General features: G+C 51.2%; 2 protein-coding genes. Both read left to right on the plus strand.

What is annotated here, in order from left to right; translation table 11 throughout:
* Positions 1-203: 203 nt before the first annotated feature.
* On the plus strand, positions 204-1,238 hold the full coding sequence (locus ACRC27_RS04220) for an ABC transporter substrate-binding protein (RefSeq protein WP_438629792.1): 1,035 nt from the start codon (positions 204-206) through the stop codon (positions 1,236-1,238).
* A 14-nt stretch (positions 1,239-1,252) separates the two neighbouring features.
* A partial coding sequence (locus ACRC27_RS04225) for a FecCD family ABC transporter permease (RefSeq protein ID WP_438639264.1) occupies positions 1,253-2,058 on the plus strand: 806 nt, incomplete at its 3' end.

Genomic DNA, 2,058 nt, shown 5'->3' on the forward strand with positions numbered 1-2,058 from the left:
CGTTTTATTCCTTTATATCTCTATCTCTTTATAGCGGATAAGCGCATATCAAGTCTGTACCCCATTGCATAGAGTGAACATTTGCACTCAGAGCACGTTTCTACCGGCACTGGCTTGCATTTGATAATGATAGTTAATATCATTCACGTTAATAGGTCACACAGGGTTACATCTTGTATCCGTACATTTTATCGGGATAGTCTATGCGTAATACTCTTCTGCTTGCCACCGCACTCTCTGTTTTCACCCTTACAGGTTGTGATAACGCCTCATCCACAACAGACGCGGTTGACGCATCAAGTGCCGCCCAGCAAAGCTCGGCAACGCCAGCTACGCGCAGTGTGAAACACGCAATGGGCACAACAGAGGTGAGTACGCACCCTGTCCGCGTAGTGACACTGACCAATGAAGCAACCGAAGCGATGTTGGCGATGGGCATTACTCCGGTTGGTGCAGTGCGTTCAATGACGGTCAGTGGTCAAGATAACGGCGTTTGGTATTCACATTTTGGCAAAACCCTACACGATGCGGGCACAGCCGATTTAGGGGAAGAAGAGCAGGTTAATCTCGAAGCGATTGCGGCGCTAAAACCAGATTTAATCCTCGGGATCAAACAGCGGCAGGAGAATATTTATGATCACCTCTCTGCCATTGCACCCACCGTATTCAGCGAAACCTTTATGGGCGCATGGCGCGATAATCTGCTGACCTATGCTAACGGAGCTAACCAACAAGAGGCTGCCGCCGCTCGCCTTGCTGTGTGGGATGCCAAAGCAAAACAGTTAACAGACGATCTGCAAGCTGCGGGAAAACTCCAACAGCAAGTTGCCGTGGTGCGTTTTCAAAGTGCCGGCGCGCGTTATTACTATAATGACTCTTTTGCTACTGACATTATCCGCCGTGTCGGGCTAGCCCGCCCACCGCTGCACGATAAAGACGGGTTTGCTGAAGGCTTAACCCGTGAGCGTATTCCGGAAATCAATGCCGACCAACTGTTCTACTTTGTAATGGAAACCGGTAACGGTAAAGCCAGTGCAGCAGAGAGTAGCTGGACTGCAGAACCATTGTGGCAACAGCTTCCGGTCGTCAAAAACGGGGCGGTACATAAAGTAAACCATGAAACCTGGAATAAATCTTACGGGATCATGGCGGCCGATTATGTGCTAAATGACCTGCGTAACGCTCTATTACCGGCAAATACGTTACCAACAAGCACAGTACAAGAACAACAAGGTTAAAGGATATGCCCGCATTGTCTTCCCCTACTCCTCAGACCTTGCGTATGCACCGCGCGAATATCCCTAATATTGCAGTGCTCTTGCTACTTTCGCTACTGCTGGGTGCCCTGCTTTTGGCCAGCCTACGTTTTGGTTATACCGGCCTAAACAGTACGCTGGTCTATCAAGCTATCACAAACAATGCACAGGGAATGGCAATAACCGATACCGACACAGTGAACGCGTTAAGTGTAATCCGCGATTTACGCTTACCAAGAGCAGTGATTGCCGCGCTGGTCGGTGCCTGTCTTGGCGTAGCCGGAGTACTGACACAGGGGATCACCCGTAATGGGCTGGCTTCACCCGGCGTGCTAGGTATTACCTCGGGAGCAGGTTTCTTCATTGTTGTAGCCTATACCCTGTTTGGGATAAGCGAACCGCAGCAAATGATGTGGTTTGCCTTTGCTGGTAGCTTGTGTAGCGCTGCGCTGATTTTCCTGTTGGCCGCCGTTAGTCGCACCGCTTCCGGCCCGCTAGGTCTGACATTGGCAGGTATTGCACTTGGCGCGTTGCTCTCTTCATGGTCTTCCGGCCTACTGGTGCTTAATGAAGCGGCGCAAAGTGAAATCATGCTGTGGCTGACCGGTAACATTGAGGGCCGAAAACTCTACCACGCACTACCGCTGCTGCCCTTTGCGCTGTCGGGGCTATTGATTGCGCTGGGAATGAGCCGCAGCCTCAATACGCTGGCTCTAGGAGAAGAAACTGCACAGGGGCTGGGAATTAACCTGAGCCATTTGCGAATGGGCGCACTGCTGGCGGTGGTGCTGTTAACCGGTAG

Source organism: Plesiomonas sp., from assembly GCF_051650925.1.
Taxonomy (GTDB): domain Bacteria; phylum Pseudomonadota; class Gammaproteobacteria; order Enterobacterales; family CAMTGL01; genus Plesiomonas.